This is a genomic window from Tsuneonella deserti (assembly GCF_014644315.1).
Taxonomy (GTDB): domain Bacteria; phylum Pseudomonadota; class Alphaproteobacteria; order Sphingomonadales; family Sphingomonadaceae; genus Tsuneonella; species Tsuneonella deserti.
In genome coordinates, this window is record NZ_BMKL01000001.1 from 420,828 (window position 1) to 440,000 (window position 19,173).

At 66.3% G+C, this 19,173-nt stretch carries 23 protein-coding genes (1 of these 23 cut by a window edge); 12 read left to right on the plus strand and 11 right to left on the minus strand.

The window, feature by feature from the left end:
* The first annotated feature begins 29 nt into the window (after positions 1–29).
* A complete protein-coding gene (locus tag IEW58_RS01835; protein ID WP_188643568.1) occupies positions 30–761 on the plus strand; it encodes a class I SAM-dependent methyltransferase in 732 nt (243 codons plus the stop codon).
* 1 nt (position 762) lies between these two features.
* Positions 763–2,313, plus strand: coding sequence for a 2-polyprenylphenol 6-hydroxylase (gene ubiB, locus IEW58_RS01840; RefSeq protein ID WP_188643569.1), 1,551 nt, complete (start codon positions 763–765; stop codon positions 2,311–2,313).
* Here the strand turns inward: ubiB and IEW58_RS01845 are convergent.
* Positions 2,310–2,693, minus strand: a complete 384-nt coding sequence (locus tag IEW58_RS01845) for a DUF4345 family protein (RefSeq protein WP_188643570.1) — start codon at positions 2,691–2,693, stop codon at positions 2,310–2,312. The genes ubiB and IEW58_RS01845 overlap by 4 nt on opposite strands.
* A gap of 191 nt (positions 2,694–2,884) precedes the next feature.
* Here IEW58_RS01845 and IEW58_RS01850 point away from each other — a divergent pair, with 191 nt between their 5' ends.
* Together IEW58_RS01850 and dut are read left to right on the plus strand one after the other, a co-directional pair.
* Entirely contained in the window at positions 2,885–4,471 is a 1,587-nt protein-coding gene (locus tag IEW58_RS01850; protein ID WP_188643571.1) for a bifunctional phosphopantothenoylcysteine decarboxylase/phosphopantothenate synthase, read from the plus strand.
* Complete coding sequence (gene dut / locus IEW58_RS01855) at positions 4,464–4,934, plus strand: dUTP diphosphatase (protein ID WP_188643572.1); 471 nt, start codon at positions 4,464–4,466, stop codon at positions 4,932–4,934. The genes IEW58_RS01850 and dut overlap by 8 nt, the downstream gene beginning before the upstream one ends.
* Here dut and IEW58_RS01860 read toward each other — a convergent pair.
* Genes IEW58_RS01860 through IEW58_RS01885 form a run of 6 tightly spaced genes read right to left on the minus strand, consistent with a single transcriptional unit; the run spans position 4,931 to position 8,927 of the window.
* Positions 4,931–5,551 carry a riboflavin synthase gene (locus IEW58_RS01860; protein WP_188643573.1) on the minus strand — a complete coding sequence of 207 codons (621 nt, stop codon included), beginning with the start codon at positions 5,549–5,551 and terminating at the stop codon, positions 4,931–4,933. The two genes, dut and IEW58_RS01860, sit on opposite strands and share 4 nt — an antisense overlap.
* A gap of 11 nt (positions 5,552–5,562) precedes the next feature.
* Positions 5,563–6,525 (minus strand): bifunctional diaminohydroxyphosphoribosylaminopyrimidine deaminase/5-amino-6-(5-phosphoribosylamino)uracil reductase RibD, encoded by a 963-nt coding sequence (ribD, locus tag IEW58_RS01865; protein ID WP_188643574.1) that lies wholly within the window; start codon positions 6,523–6,525, stop codon positions 5,563–5,565.
* A 4-nt stretch (positions 6,526–6,529) separates the two neighbouring features.
* The gene (locus IEW58_RS01870; protein ID WP_188643575.1) at positions 6,530–7,102 is read right to left on the minus strand and encodes a hypothetical protein; all 573 of its coding nucleotides are present in this window, start codon (positions 7,100–7,102) and stop codon (positions 6,530–6,532) included.
* Between the two features lie 39 nt (positions 7,103–7,141).
* Positions 7,142–7,864, minus strand: coding sequence for a M48 family metallopeptidase (locus IEW58_RS01875; protein WP_188643576.1), 723 nt, complete (start codon positions 7,862–7,864; stop codon positions 7,142–7,144).
* Positions 7,861–8,340 carry a YcgN family cysteine cluster protein gene (locus tag IEW58_RS01880; RefSeq protein ID WP_188643577.1) on the minus strand — a complete coding sequence of 160 codons (480 nt, stop codon included), beginning with the start codon at positions 8,338–8,340 and terminating at the stop codon, positions 7,861–7,863. The genes IEW58_RS01875 and IEW58_RS01880 overlap by 4 nt, the downstream gene beginning before the upstream one ends.
* On the minus strand, positions 8,328–8,927 hold the full coding sequence (locus IEW58_RS01885) for an SCO family protein (protein ID WP_188643578.1): 600 nt from the start codon (positions 8,925–8,927) through the stop codon (positions 8,328–8,330). The genes IEW58_RS01880 and IEW58_RS01885 overlap by 13 nt, the downstream gene beginning before the upstream one ends.
* Positions 8,928–9,002: 75 nt before the next feature.
* Between IEW58_RS01885 and IEW58_RS01890 the strand changes: the two genes are divergently transcribed.
* The 5 genes from IEW58_RS01890 (at position 9,003) to ssb (ending at position 13,105) form a co-directional block, all read left to right on the plus strand.
* Positions 9,003–9,623 (plus strand): ankyrin repeat domain-containing protein, encoded by a 621-nt coding sequence (locus tag IEW58_RS01890; protein WP_308419248.1) that lies wholly within the window; start codon positions 9,003–9,005, stop codon positions 9,621–9,623.
* A 2-nt stretch (positions 9,624–9,625) separates the two neighbouring features.
* On the plus strand, positions 9,626–10,294 hold the full coding sequence (locus IEW58_RS01895; protein ID WP_188643579.1) for a COQ9 family protein: 669 nt from the start codon (positions 9,626–9,628) through the stop codon (positions 10,292–10,294).
* 53 nt (positions 10,295–10,347) lie between these two features.
* Entirely contained in the window at positions 10,348–10,587 is a 240-nt protein-coding gene (locus tag IEW58_RS01900) for a FeoA family protein (protein ID WP_188643580.1), read from the plus strand.
* Complete coding sequence (gene feoB / locus IEW58_RS01905; protein ID WP_188643581.1) at positions 10,584–12,446, plus strand: ferrous iron transporter B; 1,863 nt, start codon at positions 10,584–10,586, stop codon at positions 12,444–12,446. Before IEW58_RS01900 ends, feoB begins: the two co-directional genes overlap by 4 nt.
* 131 nt (positions 12,447–12,577) lie before the next feature.
* Positions 12,578–13,105: a single-stranded DNA-binding protein gene (ssb, locus tag IEW58_RS01910; protein WP_188643582.1), complete on the plus strand. Its 528-nt coding sequence runs from the start codon at positions 12,578–12,580 to the stop codon at positions 13,103–13,105.
* A gap of 21 nt (positions 13,106–13,126) precedes the next feature.
* Here ssb and IEW58_RS01915 read toward each other — a convergent pair whose 3' ends face one another.
* Positions 13,127–13,660 carry a YceD family protein gene (locus tag IEW58_RS01915; protein WP_188643583.1) on the minus strand — a complete coding sequence of 178 codons (534 nt, stop codon included), beginning with the start codon at positions 13,658–13,660 and terminating at the stop codon, positions 13,127–13,129.
* Positions 13,657–14,172 (minus strand): ubiquinol-cytochrome C chaperone family protein, encoded by a 516-nt coding sequence (locus IEW58_RS01920; protein ID WP_188643584.1) that lies wholly within the window; start codon positions 14,170–14,172, stop codon positions 13,657–13,659. Before IEW58_RS01920 ends, IEW58_RS01915 begins: the two co-directional genes overlap by 4 nt.
* A 139-nt stretch (positions 14,173–14,311) precedes the next feature.
* On the opposite strand from IEW58_RS01920, the gene IEW58_RS01925 reads away from it, so the two are divergent.
* Genes IEW58_RS01925 through hslU form a run of 3 tightly spaced genes read left to right on the plus strand, consistent with a single transcriptional unit; the run spans position 14,312 to position 16,727 of the window.
* Complete coding sequence (locus tag IEW58_RS01925) at positions 14,312–14,806, plus strand: outer membrane protein assembly factor BamE (RefSeq protein ID WP_229658388.1); 495 nt, start codon at positions 14,312–14,314, stop codon at positions 14,804–14,806.
* Between the two features lie 45 nt (positions 14,807–14,851).
* Complete coding sequence (gene hslV / locus IEW58_RS01930) at positions 14,852–15,412, plus strand: ATP-dependent protease subunit HslV (RefSeq protein WP_308419249.1); 561 nt, start codon at positions 14,852–14,854, stop codon at positions 15,410–15,412.
* Between the two features lie 13 nt (positions 15,413–15,425).
* Complete coding sequence (hslU, locus tag IEW58_RS01935; protein WP_188645624.1) at positions 15,426–16,727, plus strand: ATP-dependent protease ATPase subunit HslU; 1,302 nt, start codon at positions 15,426–15,428, stop codon at positions 16,725–16,727.
* 48 nt (positions 16,728–16,775) lie between these two features.
* Here hslU and IEW58_RS01940 read toward each other — a convergent pair whose 3' ends face one another.
* Positions 16,776–18,593 carry an ABCB family ABC transporter ATP-binding protein/permease gene (locus IEW58_RS01940; protein WP_188643585.1) on the minus strand — a complete coding sequence of 606 codons (1,818 nt, stop codon included), beginning with the start codon at positions 18,591–18,593 and terminating at the stop codon, positions 16,776–16,778.
* Positions 18,594–18,649: 56 nt separating this feature from the next.
* On the minus strand, positions 18,650–19,173 hold the 3' portion of the coding sequence (locus tag IEW58_RS01945) for a retropepsin-like aspartic protease (RefSeq protein ID WP_188643586.1). It continues 412 nt past the right edge of the window; the window shows 524 of its 936 coding nt (coding positions 413–936); its start codon lies beyond the right edge, outside the window; its stop codon occupies positions 18,650–18,652.

Genomic DNA, 19,173 nt, shown 5'->3' on the forward strand with positions numbered 1-19,173 from the left:
CCTTCGCAATTGCTCCTAAGGCGCCTTCCATGAGCGAGACGGTTTCTTTCGGCTATCAAGAGGTTCTCCCGGAGGAGAAGACCCGCCGGGTGGGCCAGGTATTTTCGGGCGTCGCGGCGAAGTACGACGTGATGAACGACGCGATGAGCGCGGGCCTCCACCGGCTGTGGAAGGATACGTTCGTGCGCCGGGTGAAACCGCGGGCAGGGGAAGCCATCCTCGACATGGCCGGGGGCACCGGCGACATCGCCTTCCGCCTTGCCGACCGCGGTGCCAGCGTGACGGTAGCGGACATCAACCAGGAGATGCTCGACGTCGGCGTGGAGCGCGCGCTCGAGCGCGGCATCGACGGTCTCGTCTGGAGCCGCCAGAATGCCGAAAGCCTGAGTTATCCCGCACGTGTGTTCGACGCCTATACGATCGCCTTCGGCATCCGCAACGTGACGCACATCGACCGTGCCTTGGCGGAAGCGCACCGCGTTCTGAAGTACGGGGGCCGGTTCTTCTGCCTGGAGTTCTCGACCACCCAGTGGCCGGGCTTCGGGGACGTCTACGATTTCTACTCGCACAAGGTCGTGCCCCAAATCGGGCAGGCGATCGCGGGAGATGCGGAAAGCTATCGTTATCTGGTGGAATCGATCCGCCGCTTCCCCTCGATGCCCGAATTCGAACGAATGATCCGTCAGGCAGGATTCGTGCGCACGAAGGTTGAACCGATCCTTGGCGGCCTGGTCGCGATCCATTCGGGGTGGAAAGTCTAGCGTGACCCGTCCCGCGACGCACATCTGGCGCCTCCTCAGGTGGGGTCGCGCACTGGCGCGGCACGGCGCGTTGCGCGGCATCGAAAACGATCCCAACACGCCCACTCCGGTCAAGCGTCTGGCGCGCGTCGCGCGGATAGGCACGATCCAGCCGCGCGAGCCCGATTATGCCACCGCGTTCCAGGACATCGGCCCCGCGGCGATCAAGCTCGGCCAGTCGCTCGCGACCCGCCCCGATCTCGTGGGGGACGCGGCGACGCACAACCTCATGCTGTTGCAGGACAGCCTGCCTCCGGTGGCCTTTGCCGAGATAGAGGCAGAGATCGCGCGCAGCTTCGACCGACCCGTAACTGACCTCTTCGCGTCGATCGATCCCGAACCGGTCGGGTCGGCCTCGATCGCCCAGGTGCACCGCGCGGTGACCACCGACGGGCGCCAGGTAGCGATCAAGGTGCTCCGGCCGGGCATCCGGGAGCGGTTCGCGGACGACATCGCGACCTATGAATGGGCCGCCGCTCACCTGGAGGCATTCGGTGGCGAAGCGGCTCGCCTGCGTCCCCGGCTGACGATCGCCAACTTCAAGCGATGGACCAACAGCGAGCTCGACCTCCGGCGCGAAGCGGCTTCGGCAAGCGAACTCGCCGAAGCGATGAAGGGATTTGCGGGATATTGCGTCCCCTCGGTCGACTGGGACCGAACCAATGGCCGGGTGATGACCATCGAATGGATCGATGGGGTCAAGATTTCCGACCGGGCCGCGCTCATCGCCGCCGGGCACGACCTGCCCGAACTTGCCCGCCGACTGGTGCTCGCTTTTCTCCAGCAGGCAATCAGCGCAGGGTTCTTCCACGCCGACATGCACCAGGGGAACCTGTTCGTGCGCGGCGATGGGACCATCGTGGCGATCGACTTCGGCATCATGGGCCGGATCGACCGCCGTGCGCGCCAGTGGCTGGCCGAAATCCTCTACGGTCTGATTACTGGAAACTACCGCCGCGTGGCGGAAATCCATTTCGAGGCCCAGTACGTGCCGAGCTACCACTCGGTGGCGGAGTTCGCGACGGCGCTGCGTGCAGTGGGCGAGCCGATGCGCGGAAGGCCCGTGAGCGAGCTGTCGGTCGGGCAGATGCTCGACGGCTTGTTCGCGATCACCCGTGACTTCGACATGCAGACCCAACCGCACCTGCTGCTGCTGCAAAAGACCATGGTGATGGTGGAGGGCCTTGCCACGAGCCTCGACCCCAAGATTAACATGTGGGACGTCTCGGCTCCCTTCGTCCGCGAATGGATTCGTGACGAACTAGGGCCGGAGGCCGCCCTAGCAAACCGCCTGCGAACCGATTTCGAGACACTTTTGCGACTGCCCGAACTGGTCCGCCGGATCGAGGACCGCTATCCTGCGCGTGGGGGCGCTCCCGATCCGCAGCCATTGCCCGTCATTCCCCTGATGTGGGAGCGAAAAGGCTCCGACCGGCGTTGGCCCGGCTACCTGGCAGCGGCAGTGGCTGGTGCCGGGATCGTCGCAGCCGCGTTCGCGGCAGGATTGTTCTAGGTCAGCCGGTGAGGCAGCAGGCGGCTGCCGAAAAGCGACAGGACCACCGCCAACGCTTCTACAAGCATCGGCGGGAAGAAGCCCGGGTAGGTCCCGTCCGCAACCACGCTCACAATCCTGCCGAAGAGGGCGACGCCGAAGATGGCGGCCGGGACCAGCAGCAGGTCGCCGTTGCGCTTCCATGCGCCCCAGATCATCGCCCCTCCGCCGACGAAGAAAAGGGCGGGAAAATCCGCACGAAGAACGGCGAGGCCGCCGGCGCCGTCTGGCGAGAGGTGGAAGCTGGTTACCGTGCTCGCCGGCATGAACAGAAAACCCAGGCCCATGACGAGGAAGAACAGGCCTTCGACGAAGATCAAAGCAGTCAGGATCAGGCGCATTTTTCCGTGTTTCCCCCAAATGTCCCTGCACCCCTGTTAACCCAATGGTCTGGGCGCGCTAGGGCAATCTTAACCAGCGCCCTCCTAGGACTGGCGCGAATTGTGGGCGGCGGCTAGTCTGCCGCGATGGTGGCGCGAGGGGTTTCATGCACGAGCTGGTCGGCAGGCGGCCGCAGCAGGAGCCGCTCCGGATGAGCGGGCCCAAGGTCCTGCTCGTCGTCGGCGGGGGCATCGCGGCTTACAAATCGTGCGAACTGGTGCGCCTGATCCGCCGCGGCGGTGGCGAGGTGACCTGCGTGCTTACCGAAGGTGGCAGCCAGTTCGTGACGCCGCTTGCACTGGCGGCGCTCAGCGAGAACAAGGTCTATACCAGCTTGTTCGATCTCAAGGACGAGGTCGAGATGGGACACATCCAGTTGTCCCGGGCGGCTGACCTCGTCGTGGTTTGCCCCGCGACGGCAGACTTGCTCGCCAAGATGGCCGCAGGCATCGCCGATGATCTGGCCACCACGCTGATCCTGGCTACCGACAAACCCGTTCTCGCGGTTCCGGCGATGAACGTGAAGATGTGGCTCAACGACGCCACTCGCCGCAATGTCGCCTGGCTGCGGGAAGTGGGCGTCGATGTGATGGAACCCGACGAAGGCCCGATGGCCTGCGGTGAGTTCGGTCCTGGCCGCCTGCCCGATCCCGAAATCGTCTGGGCCGAGATTGCGGCGCGGTTCGGCCTCGTCGCCGAATGCGAGCCCGAAGTGTCTTCGCAGGACCTGGCTGAAGAAGCGCTCGAGCCGGAGGCCGAAGTCGAAAGCTATGGTCGCTTGGGCAGTCTCTTGTCCTCGCTGATCCCGCGCAAGACTCCACGTCACGCCCCGGTCGAGCATGAAGAAGAATTCTCCTTCGATGAATTCGCGGTGGATCCCGCTCCACCGGAGCCTGAGGTTGTTCCCGATCTTGCCGGGCCATTGATGGCGAAGAAGGGCAAGGCGAAGGCCGCTCCGCCGACCGACGCTCAGGCTCTCAATCATATGGTCGTGACCGGTGCGGGCGACCAGCCGCCCGAACTGATCGGCGATCCACTCGCCGGCCAAACCGATTTCGCTATCGATCCGGCGCACCGGCCGCTGTTCGGCCGACACGTGCTGGTCACCGCCGGGCCCACTCACGAGCCGATCGACCCGGTCCGATATATCGCCAACCGGTCGAGCGGTAAGCAGGGTTTTGCCATCGCTGCCGCTGCTGCGGCGCTTGGTGCGCGGGTGACGCTGGTCGCCGGGCCGGTCACCTTGCCCACGCCCCCGGGGGTTGATCGAATAGATGTCGAGTCCGCCCGCGAGATGGCCGATGTCGTCAAGAAAACGCTGCCGGTCGATGCGGCGATAATGGTCGCGGCGGTAGCCGACTGGCGCAGCAAGGATTACGCGCCGGAAAAGATGAAGAAGCGCGGCTCCGCCCCGCCGGCGCTTCTGCTTACGGAGAATCCGGATATCCTCGCGCAGGTCGCTGCCGGTAAGCAGCGCCCCAAACTCCTGGTCGGCTTTGCTGCCGAGACAGAGGATGTCGTCGAAAACGCCAAGACGAAGCGCAAGCGCAAGGCGGCCGACTGGATCGTCGCCAACGACGTCTCCGGGGATGTGATGGGGGGCGACGCCAACGCGGTGCACATCGTCACAGGCGAGGGCGTTGAGGACTTGCCCGAAATGCCCAAGGACCAGGTCGCGCTGGAGCTTGCGGAACGCATTGCGGTGGCCCTAGACAGGATCGATCCGCGCGATGAGTGACGGTTCAAGCACCGTCGCGGTGCGACTGAAACGCCTGCCGCATGGCGAAGGTCTGGCGCTACCGGATTACGCGACCGATGGCGCGGCGGGCATGGACGTGCTCTCGGCCGAAGATGTGACGATTAGCCCGGGAGCGCGCCACGCCGTCGCGACAGGGCTGACCCTGGCCATTCCCGATGGTTATGAAATCCAGGTCCGTCCTCGATCCGGCCTGGCGCTCAAGCATGGGATCAGCGTCCCTAATGCACCGGGTACGATCGATTCCGATTATCGGGGTGAGTTGAAGATTATCCTCATCAACCACGGCGGCGAGCCGTTCGCGATCGCGCGGGGGGATCGGGTGGCCCAACTCGTGCTCGCCCCGGTGGTGCGCGCCGCATGGGATGAGGTCGCCTCGCTCGACGAGACGGATCGCGGGGCTGGCGGCTTCGGGTCGACTGGCGGGCACGCGCGCCTCGGTTAGGCGACGCGCAGGCTTTCGAGACGCTGCAGATAGCGGGCCACGGTATCGATCTCGAGGTTCACCTGCGCGCCTTGGCCAAGCTCGCCAAGCGTGGTCACCTCGGCCGTGTGGGGAATGATGTTCAATCCGAAGCGAACCGAGCCGTCGGCTTGGTCTTCCACCGAATTGACGGTTAGCGAAACGCCGTCGACGGTGATCGATCCCTTGGCGGCGATGAACGGGGAAAGTTCGGGCGGCGCGATGATCGCTACCCTTGAGGAGTCGCCTTCCGGCTCCCAGTCCTCGACAGTTCCCACGGCGTCCACGTGACCCGAAACGATGTGCCCGCCAAGCTCGTCGCCGACCTTCAGCGAGCCTTCGAGATTGATGCGCTTGCCTTCGCTCCACATCCCGCTGGCCGTCCGGCTCACTGTTTCCGCGGAGACATCCACGGCGAACCAGGCATCGCCAGCGGTCCCGCCCCGCTCGACCACCGTAAGGCAAACGCCTGCGCAGGCGATCGATGCGCCGATGGCAATCCGTTCGGGATCCCACGAACACGCGATCCGCACGCGCAGATCACCGCGCTGCTCGACGCTCTCGATGGTGCCGATTGCGGTAACGATCCCGGTAAACATGCCAGCCTCCCTTAGCGCAAGCGGCGATAGGCGGTGAACGTATCACTGCCAAGCTGCGCCTGCTCGGCCAGTTCCCAACGTCCATGCGCCCCGTCCAGCTCATCGAGGCCGATGTCTCCAACCGCGCGCAGGCCCGCACCGATCAGGACCGGGGCGCGGTAGATTTCCAGCCGATCAACGAGGTCGGCGGCCAGGAACGATGCGGCTGTCTGCGCGCCGCCCTCAACGTAGAGATATTGGACCTCGGCCATTTCCATCACCGCATCAGGAAAGGCGATGGCGCGGAATCCGTCAGGGCAGGGCTCGCTGGTGAGCAGCCAACGCTCCGGGGAGCGGTCTTCCAGTCCCGGCAGTCGAACGTCGAGTCTGGGTGCATCGGCACGCCAGGTGCCCCCGCCGACGAGGATCGCATCGGCCTTTGCCCGGCGCGAGTGGACATGCGCGCGAGCGACCGCTCCGGTCACCCATTGGCTGGTGCCATCGGCGAGCGCGATGCACCCGTCGAGCGACATGGCGAGCTTGAGCGTAACGTGGGGTCGACCCAGCCTCTTGCGCGCCAGGTAGCCGGCGAGGCTCTCGCGCGCCTCGGTGGAGGGAAGGATGTCGGCGCGGATTCCCGCCTGACTCAACCGGGCAAGACCGCTTCCAGCCGTGCGTGGATCGGGGTCTTCGACCCCAACCACAACCCGCGCGGGCCGCGCCTCGACGAGCAGGTCGGCGCAGGCGGGGCCTCTGTGCGAGGAATGCGCACACGGTTCGAGGGTAACGTAGACGGTGGCCCCCGCCACATCCCCGGCGGCTTCCAGAGCAACTGCTTCCGCATGGGGGCGTCCGCCAGCCATCGTCCATCCGCGTGCGACCATCTTCCCGTCACGCACCACGACGCAGGCAACCGCAGGGTTCGGTCGGCTCAAAGGGCGTCCCCGTCCGGCGAGGCGCGCTGCCGCCGCCAGCCAGTCAGCATCAGACGGCAAAGTCCTAGCGGGGCTGGGCGGCAACCCCGGATCCCGGCTTTGCCTCGCGCGCCCTGTCGCGAGCAATCTGGCGCTCCATCGCGTCAACGTCGATTCCGGTGGCCCGCCCGAGCGCGCGATACGCGTTCTTCGCTTCTTCCTCGCGGCGGGCCTGCTCAGCCCTCAACCGCTCCTGTACCTTCTGGTTGGCAAGGTTGGACGCCGCAATCTCGGCATCGCTTCGGCCCTCCGCAAATGTCGAAATGAACGTTACCTGCGGCGGACGTGGAGGAACGATGACCCGTTCCTTGGTGAACTGATACAGCAGCACCGTCGTCAACACGGCAGCGGAGAGAAGGACGCCGAAGCGGATGCGCACTCGCTCGGCAATGACGGCCGCGAGCGCGACGCCAGCGATGAGCGCGAGGACGCCGCCCACGATCCAGTTCAGGCTCACCGCGTGATCAGTGAGGAGGAACAGCAGCGAGCCGGTAAGCAGCGCCGAGCCGCCGAGTATAGGCCAGCGATAGGGGTTGGGCCGTTTGAATTCGGTCCAGAAATCGACCAGGCCGGGGCCCGGGTTAAGGCGCTGGATCATCCGCATGGGTGGCAATGTAGGACCGCAGCCCGCATTCGGCTAGCCGAAGCTCGCATAGAGGGTACGCCCGTGCGCCTTGATCCAGGCGTCAGCCTCGCCGACGTCTCCTTCGAACAGTTCTTTCAATGCGGCGTGGAAGGCCGGGCTGTGATCGAAATGGAGGCAATGCGCGACCTCATGCGCGACTACCGAACGGCGGACATGGTCGGGAGCCTGGACCAGTCGCCAGTTGATCCTCACCGTGCCTCCTGTGGAGCAGCTGCCCCAGCGCCGCTGAGCCCGGCTGAGCAGCAAGCGTGGCACAGCGATGCCCGCCCGCTCGCTGTAGAACTCCAGGTCTTTAGTAAGCAGCGCATGCGCCTCACCCTCGAGCCAGCGCTGGAGGCGACCCGCGACCTGTTCAAGTGGCCCACCGAGGATGACGCTCCCGCGCTCCGTTCTAGGTGTGCGCGGGAACCCTTCGCGCCAGTCGATCTGCAGTTCCTGTCCCCTGTAGAGCAGCGTGCCGCCTGCCCCCGGCGCGCGACGCTCCGGCACGCGGGCGAGCTGGCCGGCAATCCACTCCGCCCGCGAGCGTGCGAACGCCAGCGCTTCGGATTCGGGACACCAGCGGGGCAGGGTGAGGCGAACCTCGCTGCCGTCCGGCGCCACCCGTAACGTGAGCCGCCGCGCCCGGGGATTGCGCCGAAGAGCGACCGGCAAGGACCGGCCACCCGCCTCGACCACGGGCTCGGCATCGCCGCGCCGCAGCCAGTCGATCACGCGGCCCGGCCTCTCGTGCCGCCAAGCTCTTCATCTTCGTCCGGCCACTCGACAATGTGATGCTCGAGCGGGCCGGCGTCGATTTCACTTACTACCCGTCCCGCGATACCGGGGCCGTCGCTATGAACGGTCTCGCGGTTGCCGGAGATCAGGTAGTGCCACCGGGGCAACGGCCTTCCGTCGCCTCGCAGGCGGTAGGCGCAAGTATCCGGAAGCCAGCTCACCTGCCGCACCAGTCGGGGCGTCAGCCGCAGGCAATCGGGGACGAATGCCTTGCGATGACGATAGTCGCGGCACAGGGCTGTCCCGGTATCGAGCAGCTTGCAGGCGACATTCGTGTGGGCGATTTCGCCCGTGTCCTCGTCTTCCAGTTTATGAAGGCAGCAGCGGCCGCAGCCGTCGCACAGCGCCTCCCACTCTTCACGGGTGAGCTCGCTCAGCGGGAGCTCCCAGAACTTGTCTCTCAACTCACCCATTTCGCGAGTTCCCCGGCCACCGCATTGGCTCCCTGGTCGGTCGGCAGCGTGGCGAGCGGCTTGCCCTGTGGGTCGAAAAGATAGGTGATCGCGGAGTGGTCGACGAGATACGCGCCTCCCCCTTCATCGCGCCCTTTCGAAAAATAAACCTTGAAGGCATCGCCCGCCGCCTTGAGCTGTTCCGGCGTGCCGGTGAGGCCAACGATCTTCGGATCAAACGCTGATACGAATTGGCCGATCACCTGCGGAGTGTCACGCGTAGGATCAACGCTGATGAAGATTTGCTGCACCTTCGCGCCGAGATCGGGGTGAGCCTTGCGGAATTCGCGAAGTCCTTGCGCTGTGCGCTGCACGTCGGTCGGGCAGATATCCGGGCAAAAAGTGTAGCCGAAATAGACGATTGCGTACTTGCCGCGGAAATCTTTCCACTCGCGGGTCTGGCCATGCTGGTCCGTCAGGGTGAAATCACCACCGATTGCCGCTCCGGCAAGCGGTGGTTCTTCTGCCGGCCCCGACGCGACCTGGCATGCGGCGAGGAGGAACAGGGCGGCAATTGCGACGAGGCGGGGCATGGCGTCGCGGTTCATGGTCTGCTAACCGGCTGGCGGCAAGGGCGACCGATCATTTCGTCACTCGCTTTCCGGTTTTTGCAAAGGGGCAGAATGATGTTGCCGGGCGTTTTCCGCAAAGTGGCCTTCGCCTTGGTCGCTGGCCTTTCGCTGACTGCGGTGCCCGCCGCTGCGCAGTTCACCGACGGCTACAACTTCCTGCAGGCAGTCAAGGACCGGAACGGAACGAAAGCGATCGAACTGCTGAGTGAACCGGGCAGCACCCTTATCGTCACGCGCGACCAGACCACGGGCGAGACCGCTCTGCACATCACGGTGCGGCGCCGCGACGAGACCTGGACCAAGTTTCTGCTGGATCGGGGAGCCAATCCCAACCTCGCCGACAAGAAAGGCGTCACGCCGCTCGCCCTCGCGGCCAGCCTGGGCTTCGTCGAAGGGGTCGAACTGCTGGTCAAGAACGGCGCGCGAGTAGATGTGCCCAATTCGGCCGGTGAAACCCCGCTGATCTCGGCGGTTCACCGGCGCGACATGGCCATGATCCGGCTGCTTCTGAAGAATGGAGCAAATGCCGACCGGACAGACAATTCCGGACGATCCGCGCGAGATTACGCGAAGCTCATGGGCGCGGCATCCGGCGTGCTCGACGAAATCGCGCGGATCGAGGCGGAGCGCAAGACTGCACCTGCCGCTGACGCCTACGGGCCGGATATCTGAGCATGGCTCACTCTGCTGCCAGGGACGACCTGACCCTCGACGAGGTCCGGCTGCTGCTTGCGCCCGGTATCGCCGATGCCGCGGTATTCGACGGTTGGACCGACGCGGCGCTCGGTTCCGCAGCCGAGATGGATGGGGTAGATCCCGATGTGGCGAGGCTGGCCTTTCCGGGCGGGGCAATGGACCTGATCGCCGCGTGGATCGCCAGCATAGATCTGGCGATGGCGGAGGCGCTGCCGCCCGCGACAATCGCATCGATGAAGATCCGCGATCGCATTCGCTCGCTGATCGAGGCGCGGCTTACGGCGGTCGCCGGGCGTGAGGAAGCCTTGCGCCGCGCGCTGGCAATCATGGCGATGCCGCAGAATGTCGTTCGCGCGGGCAAATTGGGCTGGGCCAGCGCCGACGCGATGTGGCGGCTCGCTGGCGACACTGCGACCGACTACAACCACTACACCAAGCGGGCGATCCTCGCTTCGATATACGCCGCCACCCTCGCCGTGTTTGCAACCGATGATAGCGAGGGCAAGGCCGAGACCCGGGCCTTCCTCGACCGGCGGATCGATGGCGTCATGCGGTTCGAAAAGCTCAAGGCGCAGATGTTGAGGCCGAGCGAGGAACGCTTCAGCGTGGCGCGGTTTCTTGGCCGGCTGCGCTATCCGGCGCGTTGAATCACTATTGCAAGTCAGTTGCAATTAAGGCCGCGGAGGCCTAGCTGTCGGCCATGACCCTCGAGGGACTCGAACGTGGCCATCGCGCGCGGATTGTCGCGGTGGACTGGAGCCGGCTTGCACCGGAGGACGGCACGCGGCTTCGCGCGCTCGGTCTCGACGCGGGGGCGCGCGTGGCGATCGCCCATCGCGGGGTATTTGGCGGACGGGATCCCATCGCGGTGATGATCGGGCGCATGACCGTCGCGGTCCGCAGGGTCCACGCAGCGGCGATGGAGATTGAGCCGCTATGAGCCGCCTGCGCACCGCGGCGCTGGTCGGAAATCCCAACGCCGGCAAGAGCGCGCTGTTCAACGCGCTCACCGGCGCGCGGCAGAAAATCGCGAATTATCCGGGTGTTACCGTCGAGCGGAAAGCTGGGCGAATGATCCTGCCGAGCGGCGAGCCGGTCGAGCTGGTCGACCTGCCGGGAGCCTATTCCTTCGATCCCTCTAGTCCCGACGAGGAAGTCACCCGCAAGGTCGTGCACGGCGAATTTGCGGGCGAGGCGACGCCGGAAGTGCTCATCGTCGTGCTCGACGCCGCCAATCTCGAGCAACACCTTGTCTTCGCACAGGAAGTGATTGCGCTGGGCCGCCCGACCGTGGTGGCGCTGAACATGATCGACCTTGCCGAGCGGGACGGGCTGGTCCTCGACCCGGCGGCTTTGTCGGAGGCTCTCGGCGTTCCCGTGGTGCCGACCGTCGCGGTCCGGCGGCGCGGGCTCGAGGAGCTGACCGCCGCGATCGCCAGCGCGGAGGAGCGCGCGCTTGTCAATGAAGCGCTTCATCAGCCGCGGCGAACACTCGCCGAACGGCGTTTCACGGCAGCGAGCATCGCGCGGGGCGCGATTCTGTCCGAGTCGGCCCAGCACCGGCTCCACGCGGGCCTGGACCGGGTGCTGCTGCATCCCTGGTTCGGCCCGCTGATCCTGTTCGGGTTCCTGTTCGTAATGTTCCAGGCCGTTTTCGCCTGGGCCACCCCGTTCGCCGATGCGCTGGAGTCGCTCGCCGGCATGATGGCCGACACGATCAACGACACCATGGGCGCGGGCTTCCTGCGCGACCTCATAACGCAAGGGGTGATCGCAGGCGTGGGCTCGGTGGTGGTGTTCCTGCCGCAGATCGTCATCCTGTTCGCCTTCATCCTGGCGATGGAGGCATCGGGCTACATGGCCCGCGCGGCGTTCCTGATGGACCGGATGATGCAGGGAGTGGGCCTGTCGGGACGCAGCTTCATCCCGCTTCTGTCCAGCTTCGCGTGCGCCATTCCGGGGATCATGGCGACCCGTTCGATCGCCGATCCGAAGGACCGGCTGACGACGATCCTGATCGCCCCGCTGATGACCTGCTCGGCGCGCCTGCCGGTCTATGCCGTCATCATCGCGGCGTTCATTCCGCACACCACCGTGGGTCCCAAGGGCTTCGAAGTCATCGGGCTCCAGGGGCTGGTGCTGTTCGGGCTCTACGTCGCCGGCATCATCGGTGCGATGGGCGCGGCGCTCGTCCTGCGGCGGACGGTGACGAAAGGCGGCGCTTCGGGCTTCATCATGGAACTGCCGCGCTACCAGATGCCGCTGCTCAAGGATCTTGCCATCGGTTTGTGGCAGCGGGCGTGGATCTTCCTGCGCCGGGCGGGCACGATCATCTTTACGGTGACTGTCGCGCTGTGGGTGCTGCTGAGCTTCCCCCGCGCCGCTCCGGGGGAGAGCCAGGTCGAGGCGTCGATCGCAGGCCAGCTTTCCAAGGGACTGGCCGTGGTGGTCGAGCCGATCGGCTTCAATCGCGAGATCGCGCTCGCGCTGATCCCCGCGATGGCGGCGCGCGAAGTGGCGGTGAGCAGCCTGGCGACGACCTATGCGGTGGACGCGCCCGACGAGGATGCCGCGGCGCAGGGGCTTGCCACCCAGCTGTCGTCGAAGTGGAGCCTGCCGACCGCGCTCGCCTTCCTCGCCTGGTTCGTATTCGCGCCGCAGTGCCTTTCGACCATCGCGGTTACCCGCCGCGAGACGAACGGGTGGAAATGGCCCCTGTTCATGTTGGCTTACCTGTTCGCGCTGGCTTACGTCTTCGCCGGACTGACCTTCTGGATAGCGACCGCGCTGGGGCTCTAGAAGGCTTGGGCATAAAGGTCGGCCGGCAGGTTGAGGGCGGGCCGGCCGGGCCCTACATCTTCGCGGGAATCATTTACGAGGCGCCTCGGATACTCGCCGGAGCGCCCGGGCTTTAGCGAAGGAACGAGTCAATGGCGGGCAGCCTCAACAAGGTCATGCTGATCGGAAACCTGGGGGCAGACCCGGAAGTCCGCAGCTTTCAGAACGGCGGCAAGGTGTGCAACCTGCGCATCGCCACTTCGGAAAACTGGAAGGACCGCAACACCGGCGAGCGCAAGGAAAAGACCGAGTGGCACACCGTCGCGATCTTTTCCGAAGGCCTGGTGGGCGTTGCAGAGCAGTACCTGCGCAAGGGCAGCAAGGTCTACATTGAGGGAAAGCTGCAGACCCGCAAGTGGCAGGACCAGTCGGGTAACGACCGCTATTCGACCGAGATCGTCCTGCAGGGTCCCGGCGCGGTGATGACGATGCTCGACGGTGCTCCCGGCGCTGGTGGAGGCGGCGGCGGTCAGCGCGGCGGGGGCGGCAACGACTGGAACCGCGGCCAGGGCGGGGGGTCCGGCGGCGGTTCGCAGGGCGGCGGCTGGAACCAGGGCGGCGGCTCGGGCGGCAGCGGCGGATCGAACTTCGACGACCTCGACGACGACATTCCGTTCTGAGCGCGGAAACGCCGCGCAGGCTCAGTTCGGCTTGAGACCCTTCAGCAATTCGGCGAGCGGGCCTTCCGCCTCGCCCTCCTGCGCGATTCCCGCTTCACGCCGCGCCGCATCGGCGTTGGGCCCTTCGGCGTAAGGGTCGATCGCCAGTCCCAGGCTCTGCGCGACCGCTTCTCCCAAGTCGAAGGCGTCGCCACCGAACTCGATCTCGTCGGGCTCGTCGGCGGGAAGCTCGGCTTCCTCCTCGGGATCGACGGCGCGAGCCTCGCGGACGAAACGCAGGATGAGCGGCTCTTGGATGCGGACCGGAAAATTCTCGTCCGACACTGCGCAGAGCTGGACGAGGTCGGCCCTCATTGTGCCACGCGCCAGCACGGCCTCTCCCTCGGGCTCGAACTCGAACTCGGCGCTCAGCGAGTCGACCGACACAATATCGAACCGCCGGGCGAGCGCGGAACGCTCCGCCTCGTTTGCCTCGATGGCGAGACGCTCGGGCGGTGCGGGCCGGACCCGGACCATGCGCGAGAATTCGGGCGGCGGGAAACCGGGCGTGTTCATTCGGCCACCTCTCCCGCCAGCAACCCGGCGTCCCCGGTGCGCTGGAGCCGTGCGAACCAGTGCGCCAGCCCTTCCGCCACGGCCGCCGCATCGCCGCCTTCGCGCAAGGTAAGGTTGCGGCGCGCCGCGTCTGCCAGCGCCGCGGGGCTTCCCTGCAGGCCCTCGCGGTAGGCCGCCAGCCTTCCGCCCATCGCGCCCATCAACTTGCCTACCCGCTTGCCGACGATCACGTCGCCCACCCCGAACTCGCGCAGCTGCCCGTCCATGTCCTCGACGAACAGCTCGGTCAGCAGGACCGACGGGGCGGCGAGGTCGGGGCTTGCCTCCATCCGCACCAGGACCGCCGACAGCACGGCGGTGACCATGTCGAACCGGCCCGCGACGGAGTCCGCCGCGCCGCAGTCCGAGTACCATTCGCGGCGGCGCGCCTCGTCGACGATGGCCCGCCACAGCGGGCGCAGGTCTTCGCGAGGATCGGGCTTCGGCGTCAGCAATCTTTTCAGCAAGCTCATGAGCGCCATCTCGCGCGCATTCAGCGGCAATTCAAGCGCGGGGGTACAGGCCGCGCCGACGCGCGATTGCCAGCGGCCCCCGGCGGCCCTAAGGCGGCCCTACGCGGCCCCCGGGGCGGCGCACGTAGGCGAGACCTCGATGGACGAGACGAAGAGGAATTCGATGAAGGCTGTTCGGTTTCTGGGCGCGGGCGCGCTGATGGCTTGCCTTCTGGCGGCAGGCGGCTGCGCTTCCATTACGGAGAACCGGGGCTTCATTGTTGACCGGACGCTGACCTCCTCGATCCAGCCCGGGATCGACAACAAGCAGTCCGTCCAGGGGACGCTCGGTCATCCCAGTTTCGAAAGCCAGTTCGGCCCGCCGACGTGGTATTACGTGTCGAGCGTCACTCACCGGAAGCCGTTCGTGAAGCCCCGCATCGCCCAGCACCAGGTGCTTGCGGTGCGCTTCGACCCGGCGGGCAATGTCGCCAGCGTGGAGACCAGCGGGGTCGACAAGGTCGTTTACCTTTCGCCGGATGGCGACGAGACGCCGACCGTCGGCCGCGAGCGCGGGTTCTTCGAGGACCTGTTCGGCAATATCGGCGCGGTGGGTGCGCCCGGAACCGGCGCGCCGGCCAGCACGGGTCCTTGATCCGGGCTGCTTGAAGCGCACGGGCCGCGCCCCATATCGCGCGGCATGGACGAGAGACATTCTGCCCACGGACTGGTTCCGTGGCACGGCACCACCATCATCGGCGTGAAGCGCGGTGACCGCACGGTCATCGCCGGCGACGGCCAGGTATCGATGGGCAATACCGTGATGAAGCCCAATGCCCGCAAGGTGCGGAGGCTGGGCAAGGACGGCAAGGTGATCGCCGGTTTCGCCGGGGCGACTGCCGACGCCTTCACCCTGTTCGAGCGGCTCGAGAAGAAGCTCGAGCAGTACAGCGGCCAGCTGATGCGCGCCGCGGTCGAGCTGGCCAAGGACTGGCGGACCGACAAGTACCTGCGCAACCTCGAAGCGCTGATGATCGTCGCCGACAAGGACGTGTTGCTGGTGCTGACCGGCAACGGCGACGTGCTTGAGCCCGAAGGCGGGATCGCGGCGATCGGTTCGGGTGGCAATTACGCGCTGGCGGCGGCTCGCGCGCTGTCCGATTACGAGCAGGATCCCGAAAAGATCGCCCGCCGCGCCATGGCGGTGGCCGCCGAAGTCTGCGTGTTCACCAACGACCGCGTCACGCTCGAAGAAGTCTGATCAGATGGATAACCTGACCCAAGCCCTTACGCCCCGGGCGATCGTCGCCGCGCTCGACGAGCACATCATCGGCCAGGCCGATGCGAAGCGCGCCGTCGCCGTGGCCTTGCGCAACCGCTGGCGCAGGCAGCGGCTTTCGCCCGAGCTGCGAGACGAGGTGAGCCCCAAGAACATCCTGATGATCGGCCCGACCGGCTGCGGCAAGACCGAGATCAGCCGCCGCCTGGCCAAGCTCGCCGAAGCGCCGTTCGTGAAGGTGGAGGCGACCAAGTTCACCGAGGTCGGTTACGTCGGGCGCGACGTCGACCAGATTGCCCGCGACCTTGTCGAGGATGCGATCCGGCTGGAAAAGGACCGCCGCCGCGAGGCCGTGCGGGAGGCCGCGTCGAAAGCGGCGATGGACCGGCTGCTGAAGGCGCTGGTCGGAGAAAACGCGAGCGAGGCCACGCGGGAGAGCTTCCGCCAGCGGGTCACCCAGAACGCCATGAACGACGTGGAGGTCGAGATCGAGGTCGAGGAGGCGCCTTCGATGCCCTTCGACCTCGGCGGGATGGGCGGCAACGTCGGCATGATCAACCTGTCCGACATGATGAGCAAGGCGATGGGCAAGGCGCCCCGGAAGCGCCGCAAGCTCAAGGTGCCCGACGCCTGGGACAAGCTGGTCGATGAGGAATCCGAAAAGCGGATGGACCAGGACGATGTCGCCCGCGTCGCCCTCGCCAATGCCGAAGCGAACGGGATCGTCTTCCTCGACGAGATCGACAAGATCGCGGTCAGCGACGTGCGCGGCGGATCGGTCAGCCGCGAAGGCGTCCAGCGCGACCTGCTGCCGTTGATCGAGGGCACGACCGTTTCAACCAAGTACGGTCCGATGAAGACCGACCACGTGCTGTTCATCGCGTCGGGCGCGTTCCACGTCGCCAAGCCTTCGGACATGCTGCCCGAACTGCAGGGCCGCCTGCCGATCCGGGTCGAACTGCAGTCGCTGAGCGAGGAGGACTTCGTCCGCATCCTCAGCGAAACCCGCGCGAACCTGGTGGCGCAGTACAAGGCGCTGCTCGGCACCGAGGACGTGACGCTTGAACTGGGCGAGGGCGCGGTGCGCGAAATCGCCCGCATCGCCGCGCAGGTGAATGAAAGCGTGGAGAATATCGGCGCCCGCCGGCTTCAGACGGTGATGGAAAAGCTGCTCGAGGAGCTCAGCTTCGAGGCCGAGGACCGCAAGGGCGAAACGGTGACGATCGACGCCGCCTACGTGCGCGAACGGCTGGGAGCGCTGGCGGGCGACAGCGACCTGTCTAAGTATATCCTCTAGCGGGCGGCACCGGGTTTCGGCCGGCTGTCGGCGAATCCGACGAGCCGCCTATTCGGCCGCCTCGGTCAGGTCGTCCCGTTCGGCCTGCTGACGGTTCCACATCTCGGCGTAGAGACCGTCGCGCCGGAGGAGCCCCGCGTGAGTGCCTTGCTCTGCCAGGCGACCGTGATCGAGGACGAGGATCTGGTCGGCGTCGGCAATCGTCGACAGGCGGTGCGCGATGCTGAGCGAGGTGCGATGCTCGCTCACGCGGTGGAGCGTGGCAAGGATGTCCTGCTCGGTGCGCGAATCGAGGGCGCTCGTCGCTTCGTCGAGGAGAAGGATCGGCGGATCCTTCACCAGCGTGCGGGCAATCGCCACGCGCTGCTTCTCGCCGCCCGAGAGTTTCAGCCCGCGCTCGCCCACCTCGGTGTCGAAGCCCTGCGGCAGGCGCTCGATGAACGGCATGATCGCCGCCCCTTGCGCCGCGCGCACGATGTCTTCGCGGGTAGCCCCGTCGCGGCCATAGGCGATGTTGTAGCCGATGGTGTCGTTGAACAGCACGCTGTCCTGCGGAACGATGCCGATCGCCGCGCGCAGGCTGGCCTGCGTCACCTGCGAGATGTCCTGGCCGTCGATGAGGACCCTGCCGGACCATGGATCGTAGAAGCGGAACAGCAACCGCGCGATCGTGCTCTTGCCGGCGCCCGAAGGACCGACGATCGCGACCTGCGCGCCGGCGGACACTTCGAAACTGAGGCCGTGGAGGATCGTGCGTTCCGGCTCGTATCCGAACACCACGTTGTCGAACGCGACCGTGGGCCGGCGGATCACCAGCGCGGGCGCCCCCGGCGCGTCGGCGACTTCGAGGTCGGTATCGATCAGCTTGAACATCGCCGCCATGTCGATCAACCCCTGGCGGATCGTGCGGTAGACCATTCCCAGCATGTCGAGCGGGCGGAAAAGCTGGGTGAGATAGGTCTGCACAGCGACAAGGTCGCCAACCGAAAGCCGCCCCTTGCTCCACTGCCAGACGGTAAAGCCCAGCGCGAACAGCATCAGCGCGTTCATGATCAGCGCCTGCGCCATGTTCAACAGGCCGAGCGAGTTCTCCGACTTGATCGCCGCCTCGGCATAGGCGCCGGCGGCCCGCCCGTAACGGTCGCGCTCGCGCGCCTCGGCGCCGAAGTACTTCACCGTCTCGTAGTTGAGCAGCGAGTCGACCGCGCGGGCGAGGGCGGTGCCATCGAGATCGTTCATCTGCTTGCGCAGGGCCGTGCGCCACTCGGTGATCCAGCGCGTGGTGGCAATGTAGATCGCGACCGTGATCGCGGTGGCGATCACCAGTGGCAGGCCGAACATCGTATAGAAGATCAGCCCCACCGCGATCAGCTCGATGATCGTCGGCGCGATGTTGAACAGCAGGAAGTAGAGCATCGCGTCGATGCTCTTGGTGCCGCGCTCGATCGTCTTGGTAATTTCGCCGGTGCGGCGCGAAAGGTGGAAACGCAGGGAAAGCTGGTGCAGCCGGGCGAAGGTATCCTCGGCGAGATGCTGGGTTGCCTCCTGCCCGACGCGCTCGAACACGATGTTGCGGGTATTGTCGAACGCGGTGCCGAGGAAGCGGGCCGCGACGAAGGCGATCACGAAGCTCAAGGCGACCCACAGCAGCGGGTTGCCCTGCGCCGCCATCGTATCGACCACCTTCTTCATCGCGAGCGGCGTCGCCAGGGTGACCGCCTTGGCCAGAAGCACCAGCATGAGCGCGCCCGCTATGCGGACGCGCAGGTCCCTGCGATCCTTGGGCCACAGATACGGCAGGAAGCGCTTGAGCGTCGCCCAGCCATCGTATTCGGGGCGGGCGGCGGGCGGGGCGTCAGGTGGCATCGCCGGCAGATGTGGGCGGCGCCCCCGCCTTAGGCAATGGCGGAGCGGCGATCCGGCTAGCCGGGATCGACCGCCTGCCGCGCGCTGCCCGGCGGCAAATCGAACAGGACGGTGCGGTGGGCAAAGTCGATCGCGACCCGGTCGAACAGTCTGAGGTCGCCTATTCCGAGCACCATCGCCGGTTTCCGGGAAAGGCCGAGGGCGGCAAAGGCCGGCGCGTCGGCGAAGGCGACGGAAAGATCGGACAAGCGCATCCGTCCGATGTCCACCGTGCGCACAAGGCCGGCCTCGCTCGTGATGGTGGCGCCGGTCACGTCGGTGGTGGTGACGTCCCCTCCGCGGCGGGCGCGCAGGCGCCGCTGCAGCGCGAGGTTGCCCATCGATCCCTGCGCACCCGTGTCGATGATGACCGCAGTGCGTACGCCATCGACCTGGGCGCTGGTGATGATCAGGCGGCCCAGCTTGTTCCGGGCGCGCACGACGATCTCGTAGCCGCGGTCTCCCCCCAGTGCACTCGAATCGTCCACCGCGATCGTCTGCTCTTTGAAGTCGACCAGAACCCGCAGGTCCTGCAGCAGGT

Excerpts from the sequence above, each read along its gene's own strand:
- IEW58_RS01885 (WP_188643578.1), bottom strand. The coding sequence starts at position 8,927 with ATGAACCGCGACGCCATGCCCCGCCTCGTCGCAATTGCCGCCCTGTTC.
- IEW58_RS01895 (WP_188643579.1), top strand. The coding sequence starts at position 9,626 with ATGGCTCACTCTGCTGCCAGGGACGACCTGACCCTCGACGAGGTCCGG.
- IEW58_RS01900 (WP_188643580.1), top strand. The coding sequence starts at position 10,348 with ATGACCCTCGAGGGACTCGAACGTGGCCATCGCGCGCGGATTGTCGCG.
- IEW58_RS01940 (WP_188643585.1), bottom strand. The coding sequence starts at position 18,593 with ATGCCACCTGACGCCCCGCCCGCCGCCCGCCCCGAATACGATGGCTGG.
- IEW58_RS01890 (WP_308419248.1), top strand. The coding sequence starts at position 9,003 with ATGATGTTGCCGGGCGTTTTCCGCAAAGTGGCCTTCGCCTTGGTCGCT.
- IEW58_RS01835 (WP_188643568.1), top strand. The coding sequence starts at position 30 with ATGAGCGAGACGGTTTCTTTCGGCTATCAAGAGGTTCTCCCGGAGGAG.
- hslV (WP_308419249.1), top strand. The coding sequence starts at position 14,852 with ATGGACGAGAGACATTCTGCCCACGGACTGGTTCCGTGGCACGGCACC.
- IEW58_RS01915 (WP_188643583.1), bottom strand. The coding sequence starts at position 13,660 with ATGAACACGCCCGGTTTCCCGCCGCCCGAATTCTCGCGCATGGTCCGG.
- IEW58_RS01850 (WP_188643571.1), top strand. The coding sequence starts at position 2,885 with ATGAGCGGGCCCAAGGTCCTGCTCGTCGTCGGCGGGGGCATCGCGGCT.
- dut (WP_188643572.1), top strand. The coding sequence starts at position 4,464 with ATGAGTGACGGTTCAAGCACCGTCGCGGTGCGACTGAAACGCCTGCCG.
- ssb (WP_188643582.1), top strand. The coding sequence starts at position 12,578 with ATGGCGGGCAGCCTCAACAAGGTCATGCTGATCGGAAACCTGGGGGCA.
- IEW58_RS01845 (WP_188643570.1), bottom strand. The coding sequence starts at position 2,693 with ATGCGCCTGATCCTGACTGCTTTGATCTTCGTCGAAGGCCTGTTCTTC.
- feoB (WP_188643581.1), top strand. The coding sequence starts at position 10,584 with ATGAGCCGCCTGCGCACCGCGGCGCTGGTCGGAAATCCCAACGCCGGC.
- IEW58_RS01860 (WP_188643573.1), bottom strand. The coding sequence starts at position 5,551 with ATGTTTACCGGGATCGTTACCGCAATCGGCACCATCGAGAGCGTCGAG.
- IEW58_RS01880 (WP_188643577.1), bottom strand. The coding sequence starts at position 8,340 with ATGGGTGAGTTGAGAGACAAGTTCTGGGAGCTCCCGCTGAGCGAGCTC.
- IEW58_RS01870 (WP_188643575.1), bottom strand. The coding sequence starts at position 7,102 with ATGATCCAGCGCCTTAACCCGGGCCCCGGCCTGGTCGATTTCTGGACC.
- IEW58_RS01920 (WP_188643584.1), bottom strand. The coding sequence starts at position 14,172 with ATGAGCTTGCTGAAAAGATTGCTGACGCCGAAGCCCGATCCTCGCGAA.
- IEW58_RS01925 (WP_229658388.1), top strand. The coding sequence starts at position 14,312 with ATGGACGAGACGAAGAGGAATTCGATGAAGGCTGTTCGGTTTCTGGGC.